The 7081-nt window shown below is 69.2% G+C and carries 2 protein-coding genes and 2 pseudogenes; 2 read left to right on the top strand and 2 right to left on the bottom strand.

The features are described 5' to 3' along the window. Together ACZ6J5_RS29980 and ACZ6J5_RS29975 are read left to right on the top strand one after the other, a co-directional pair. Positions 1 to 5144, top strand: a pseudogene (locus ACZ6J5_RS29980) (ricin-type beta-trefoil lectin domain protein); the annotation flags it as partial. 271 nt (positions 5145 to 5415) lie between these two features. Continuing rightward, positions 5416 to 5754: an Imm53 family immunity protein gene (locus tag ACZ6J5_RS29975; protein ID WP_469396680.1), complete on the top strand. Its 339-nt coding sequence runs from the start codon at positions 5416 to 5418 to the stop codon at positions 5752 to 5754. Positions 5755 to 5830: 76 nt separating this feature from the next. Here ACZ6J5_RS29975 and ACZ6J5_RS29970 read toward each other — a convergent pair whose 3' ends face one another. After that, the gene (locus tag ACZ6J5_RS29970; RefSeq protein ID WP_469396693.1) at positions 5831 to 6265 is read right to left on the bottom strand and encodes a discoidin domain-containing protein; all 435 of its coding nucleotides are present in this window, start codon (positions 6263 to 6265) and stop codon (positions 5831 to 5833) included. After that, positions 6248 to 6985 (bottom strand): annotated as a pseudogene (locus tag ACZ6J5_RS29965) (Tat pathway signal sequence domain protein); the annotation flags it as partial. The gene ACZ6J5_RS29970 and the pseudogene ACZ6J5_RS29965, both read right to left, overlap by 18 nt. Between the last annotated feature and the right edge of the window lie 96 nt (positions 6986 to 7081).

The raw sequence follows: 7081 nt of genomic DNA, 5'->3' as shown, positions 1-7081 counted from the left end.
ACAAGTACGTCGTGGAATCCATCGAGGAGCTCCCGAACGTCCCCGGCGCCTACGCGACGAAGACGGCCTACCAGTACAAGAACCCGGCCTGGAAGCTCGCCGAGTCCGAGTTCACGAAGAAGTCGACGCGGACGTACTCGCAGTTCGCGGGCGCGGAGCAGACGACCGTCATCACGGGCGCCGAGGACCCTGCCATCGGCAGCAAGCAGTCCAAGGCCGTCACGCGCTACTTCCGTGGCATGGGCGACACCGTGCCCATGAAGGACGTCCACGGCAATGTGATCAAGGCCGCGGACGGTTCGACGGTCTACGACCGTGAGGCGTTCGCGGGCCGTGTCTCGGAGGAGCTCAGCTACACCAACCCGACCGACGCGGACACCGACTGGCTGTCCCGCAGCGTCACCATCCCCGAGGCCACCGAGCTGGCCAAGCGGAACCGCGACGACGGCCTCGACCCGCTGAAGGCCTGGCGCGTCACCGAGCCCGAGGAGGTCGTCTTCACCAAGTCGTCCGGCACCGGCGACGACACGCGCACCGTGCGCGAGGTGCGGACGAACACGACGTACGAATCCGCCTACGGTCTTCCCGTCCTGGTGGAGTCGCTCGGCGACACCGGCAAGACCGGCGACGAGTCCTGCACCAAGAACGACTACCTGCACCACACCGGCAAGAACATCATCGGGCTGTCCAAGCAGGTCCTGGTCTCTCCGACCACCTGTGCCGCGGCGAACTGGACCGACCTCGGTTCGCTGAACAGCGCCTACCGCACGGCCTATGACACCGCCGGCTACGGTGCCGCGCTCGCCGACACCACGCGCGGGCTCGCCACGGGCTCGTGGTCGCTGAAGGGTGACGGTTCCGGCTTCCAGAGCAACGGCACGACCGGCTTCGACGCCATCGGGCGTGTCACCAGCGTGACGGACCCGGACGGCAAGGTCAGCACGACCACCTTCGATCCGCCCACCGGTCAGGTCTTCAAGGTCACCGAGACCAACGCGCTCTCCCACAGCCAGACGCAGGAACTGGAGCCGGGCCGCGCGACCACTCTGAAGACCACCGACGCCAACGGTCTCGTGAGCGAGGCCAGGTTCGACCCGCTGGGCAGGCTTTCCGAGGCGTGGGCCCCGGGCCGTACCCCCGGCGCGGGCGCCGTGCCGGACTTCCGGGCCGAGTACACCATCCCGAAGCCGCAGCCCGACCCGGAGGACGCGACTCGCGAGATCCGCAAGCCCCCGTTCGTCACGACGTACGCGCGTGGGTACGAGGACCGGGTCGAGACCTCGGTGACGCTGTACGACGGCCTCGGCCGCGAGCGGCAGTCGCTGGAGGAGGCCGACAACGACGCCGGCTGGCTCGTCACCGACACGCTGTACAACAGCTCCGGCGAGGTCTGGCAGACCAACAACGCCTACCTGACCCGGGACGCCAAGCCCGGCGAGCTCTTCACCCCGCTCGCCGACACCGCCATCCCCAACATCACCCGCTACACGTACGACGGCCTCGGCCGCGTGCTCGCCGAGACCCCGTACATGAAGTACGTGGACCCGGTCACCAAGGAGACCTCCTCCAAGGCCTACCCGGAGCGAGCCACCACGTACGAGTACGGCCAGGACTGGTCGAAGGTGATCCACCCGCAGGGCGACACGTCCTACCGGGTCTACACCGACGCCGTCGGCCGAAGCGTCCGTACGGACACGATCAACCCGGCGGCGCCCGGCGGCTTCACGTCGACGCGCTACGAGTACAACGCCCTGGGCCAGGTGGTGAAGGCGACAGCCTCGGCCGACCCGACGCACCCGTGGTCGTGGACCTACGACCACCGCGGCCTGATCGAGTCCGCGACCGACCCGGACACCGGAACGACGCGGCACGTCTACGACGACCAGGACCGCCTCGTCACCGCCACCACGGCGCGCGGCACCGTCTGGAACAGCTACGACGAGCTGTCCCGGCCGAAGCAGCAGCGTCTGGGCGGCGCGACTGGCACGGTCCTGGCCGACTTCGCGTACGACACCGCTCCCGGCGGCAAGGGAATGCCCGCCTCCGCCACGCGCTACACGGACGGTCTGGCGTACACCGAGAAGGTCAACGGCTACACGAAGGACTACCAGCCGACCTCGACGACCCTCTCGCTGCCGCAGTCGATTGTCGACACGTGGGGCTTCGCCAAGGACTACACGTACGACTACTCCTACGCGGACACCGGAGCCCTGGAGGAGGCGCAGCTTCCGGCCGTCGGCAAGCTGGCGGCCGAGAAGCTGGTCGTCCGCTACAACAAGGACGGCAACCCGCTCTCGATCTCCGGCAAGGACTGGTACGGCTCGGAGACCGTGTACTCCCCGTACGGCCAGGTCCTGCGCTCGACCCTGGGCTCCCAGCCCTACCGGGTGTGGGCGCAGAACTCGTACGACGAGGGCAGCGGTGAGCTGAAGGAGCAGGCGGTCTACCGGGAGCAGAACACCGCTTCCCTGGTCGGCGGCAACCTGGTCTCCAACCGGGCGTACACCTACGACCCGGCCGGCAACGTCACCTCGATCCAGGAGAAGTCCGTCGGGATCGAGGAGCGCCAGTGCTTCTCCTACGACCCGCTGGGCCAGCTGAAGTCCGCCTGGACCGCCAAGGACCAGACGGCGTGCTCTACTCCGAAGAACACCGACGGCACGCTGAACGTCGCCGCCGGGAAGGACAACTCCGGCTACTGGCAGGAGTACGAGTACGACCTCCTCGGCAACCGCACCAAGCTGACCGAGAAGGACCTCACCGGCGACGCCGCGAAGGACGCCACCAGCACGTACGCGTACGGCAAGGGTGCCGCCAAGGACCAGCCGCACACGCTGACCAAGGTGACGAAGCAGTACACCACCCCGGCCGGCGCGCAGGTGACGGCCGAGGCACAGCGTCTGTACGAGCTGACCGGCGAGACCAAGTCGATCACCTCGGTCCAGAACGGTGACAAGCAGGATCTGACCTGGACGTACGACGGTCAGGTGGACCGGATCACCGGTCAGGGCTCCGGTGGCAAGTCCCCGTACGTGGGTCTGGGCCAGAAGTGCCTCGACCTGAAGTCGGGTCTGGCCACGGCGGGCAACGCGCTCCAGCTGTACGCCTGCAACGGCACCGTCGCGCAGAACTGGCACTTCGACCCGGCCCCCGGCCAGGCGGACGCCAACCTCGGCACCCTGGAGGTCTACGACACCTGGTGCGTCCAGCCCGCCGCCAACACCGCGGGTTCGGCCGTCCAGCTCCAGAAGTGCAACGGCACCACCGCGCAGCAGCTCAAGCGCAACGCGACCGGTCAGCTGACCCACGTCGCCTCCGGCCTGTGCCTCGCGGTGCAGGGCGCGGCGAACGTCAACGGCACCGCCGTCGTGCTCGCCACCTGTGACGCGGCCCAGGCCGCCCAGCAGTGGCTGCCGCAGAACGACACCCGCCACATCTACGGCCCCGACGGCGAACGCCTGCTCACCATCCAGGGCAAGCAGGCCACGCTGAACCTCGGCGAGGCGCAGGTCACCGTCCAGCAGGGCGGCATCCTGGTCCGCTCCGAGCGCAACTACTCCGCCCCCGGCGGCGGCGTACTGCGCTACGCCAACGGCACCGGAGGCGACGCTCTGGTCGCCCTCACCGCCGACCACCAGGGCAGCATCTACACCGAGGTCGCCCTGTACAGCGGCATGGCGGTCCGGGTGCGCAAGCAGGACCCGTTCGGCAACCAGCGCGGCGCCGACACGGCCGGCGCCAACCTCCAGACCCACCTGGGATTCCTGGGGAAGACGCGGGACGACGCATCCGGCTTCCAGCCGCTCGGCGCCCGTCTCTACGACCCGGTCGTCGGACGCTTCCTGTCCGCCGACCCGCTGATCGACCTGAACGACCCGCTGCAGGCGAACGGGTACACATACGCGCACAACAACCCGGCGACGTACTCCGACCCGGAGGGCCTGGACATCGTCCTGACCGCTTCCGAGCGGGCCGCTGCCCTCGCGGGTGCGGGTCTGTCGGCGGCGCAGGTCGCCCAGGCCGAGGCGATGCAGGGCAAGTCCCTGAGCTCGGTGATCCTCTCGGCGGCCTGGAGCGCGCTGAAGGACTTCATCGGCATCAGCGACGCCATGGCCTGCTTCGGCGGTGACATGTGGTCCTGCGGCAGCCTGATCATCGGGGCCATCCCGTGGACCAAGCTGGGAAAGATCCCGTCCGTCCTCAAGGCGGTCAACCGCACCATCGAGGCCATCCAGGCATTCAAGAAGGCGAAGGCGGCCGCGGAAGCGGTGATCAAGGCCGCCAAGGCGGCGGAGGCGGCCGCGCTACGGGCCAAGAAGCTGGCCATCGAGAAGGCGAAGAAGGAGGCCGCCCAGAGGGCGAAGAAGAAGGCCGCGGAAGAGGCGAAGCGGAAGGCCGACCTTGCCGCGGCCGCGAAGAAGAAGACCGGTAACCCGGTTCAGAAGAAGGCGCAGGCCAAGGCCGCGCCAAAGGTCTCTTCGCAACCGAAGCCCAAGAGCTCCGGAGGCGGCAGGGGCGGCGGCGGAGGCGGCGGCAAGTCCGGGGACAAGGGCGGTGCCAAGGCGGCGTCCTCCAAGCCCGGCGGCTCTTCCGGCGGCTCCGCCCGCAGCAACGGAGGCAGTAGCGGATCCGGTGGCTCCGGCAAGGCCGAGGGCGGGGGCGGCGGCGGTTCCTGCCCCGTCCCCAACAACGGCAACAGCTTCGTGCCCGGCACGAAGGTGCTGATGGGTGACGGTTCCGTCAAGGCCATCGAGGACGTGAGGACCGGCGAGAAGGTGGTCGCGTCCAACCCGAAGACCGGGGAGACCCGTGTCGAGACGGTGACCGCCGAGATCAAGGGCCGGGGCCTCAAGAGCCTGGTCGGGATCACGATCGACGTCGACGGCGCGAAGGGCTCGAAGACGGCCCAGGTCACGGCGACCGACGGGCACCCCTTCTGGGTCCCCGAGATCGGCGAGTGGGTCGACGCGACTGATCTGGAGCCGGGTGAATGGCTGCAGACCGGTGCCGGCGCCCACGTTCAGGTCACGGCCGTCAAGCGATGGACCGCCCAGGCGGCGACGGTCTACAACCTGACCGTCTCGGATCTGCACACGTACTTCGTGGTGGCAGGGGACAGCAGCGTGCTCGTCCACAACATGGGACGTGGACGCAACCCGGGACAGCGGCCCAATATGGACGCCGACGGCGCGCCGCACACCACGTTCGTGCTCCACGGCACGACGGGCCGCGTCAAGAAGTACGCGGAGTGGGCCCCGCAGTCGAACCCCCGCAACCCGGCTCCGTACGAGCTGGTGAAGCGGTTCGATCTCGAGGGACCCGCGCACACCAACTCGGACGGCACTATTGTGGAAACACCCCACATGAACCTGCCGAACGGAGAGGCCCGTGCGCCGGAAGACTGGGAGAAGCCCCTTGGCTGCCCCTGATCCGGACAGGGGGATGCGCTTCATCCCGTCCTGGTACGCATCCAACTGCGACGGGGAATGGGAACACGAGTTCGGCATCAAGCTCGAGTCGACGGACAATCCCGGATGGCACATCCGGATCGATCTCGCCGAGACGGATCTGGAGGGAGTCCTCGTGCCGCGCGAGAGGCGCGAGCTTCCGGACGGAGGATGGATGATCGCCTGGAGCGACGGAGAGGTCTTCCAGGCGGCCTGCGGTCCGATGTCGCTCCGTGACGTGGACCTGCTGTTCGAGACGCTGGCGGAGAACGCGACCGCCGACGGAACGGACGAGTCCTCCTCGTAGTGCCGAAGCAGCAAAGACGGGCCCTCCCGCGCAGAGCGCGGGAGGGCCCGTCTTTGCGTCCGGGTCCAGCCCCGGTTCAGCCGGCCGGGGTGCCGTACACCTTCATCTCCCACAGGGAGTAGCCGTACGCCGTGGCCCGCTTGGTGCCGTAGGCGCGGACGTAGCGGGCGGTGCCCGAGACCGTCAGGTCGTCAGTGCCGCCGTCGCCGGTCGTGGTCGTGTACAGGTCGGTCCAGGTGGTGCCGTCCAGCGAACCCTGGATCCGGTACGCGCTCGCGTGGGCGGCCTCCCAGTCGAGCCGGACGCGCGAGAGGGCCGCGGGCGCGCCGAGGTCGACGCGGAGCCACTGCGGGTCGGCGCCCTCGGCAGAGGCCCACCGGGTGGTGCCGCTCCCGTCGACGGCCTTGCCCGGTTCGAAGCCGGCCGCCTCGGTCGACGAGGCCGTGGCGGAACGCCCCTGGGAGAGCAGCGTCTCTGTGGGCGCGCCGTCGGTGAGCTGGTAGGCCCGCATGTTCTTCAGGAGCAGATACGTGTCGCGCAGCGAGCCCGAGGTGTCGCCGAGCGAGCGGTAGATGCCCCACTTGGGCCGGACCCGGTCGGCGAGGAAGGTGTCCACGCCCGTCTTGCGGGCGTCCAGGACGGTGGTGGCCCCGTCCTTGAGTACCCAGCGCACGGAACCGGCCGTGCCGTCACCGATCTTGATCTCGTACTCGACGTCGATCCACTTGTTCTGCAGCGGCTCCAGATTGGTCCGCCCGACCAGGATGTCGCCGTCGAAGATCTTGTGCTCGATGGTCTGCACCCCGTTGACCCGGCGCAGCGAGGTGACGGTGATAGGCGAGGTGCCGTTGCCGGGCTGCTTGGTCTGCATGATGTGGGTGAAGGTCGAGGTGGCCATGAGGGAGCTCGGGATGTACATCGAGTACGTCACCCGCCAGGTCTCGCCCGGCCGCCACGACAGATAGCCGGAGGGCGAGGTGCGGTTCCCCGTGACCTCCTGGCGCTGCCGGTCGTCGTACGAGTCCCGGTCCATCATGTGCATGTCGAAGCGGTACGCGTCTCCGGCGACCTTGATGTGGGGCGCGCCGCCGGGGTGGGAGCCCGCCCGGTCGTCCTCGACCGTCTCGAACGCGCCCAGGCCGTCCCGGGCCACGTCCGGCGACCAGCGCAGCGCCCAGCCGGCCGCCGCGCGCGCGGCGGGGGCGGGGGCAGAAGCAGAGGTAGAGGTAATGGGGGGAGTGGGGGAGGGGCTTGCGTTGGCCGTGGGGGAGGCCGGGCCCAGCAGGGTCAGCGCGAGGGCCGCGAGGCTCGTGGCCGCCGCGAGGGG

Source organism: Streptomyces sp. NPDC042100, assembly GCF_055582325.1.
This window is presented reverse-complemented; position numbering and strand designations above follow the sequence as displayed.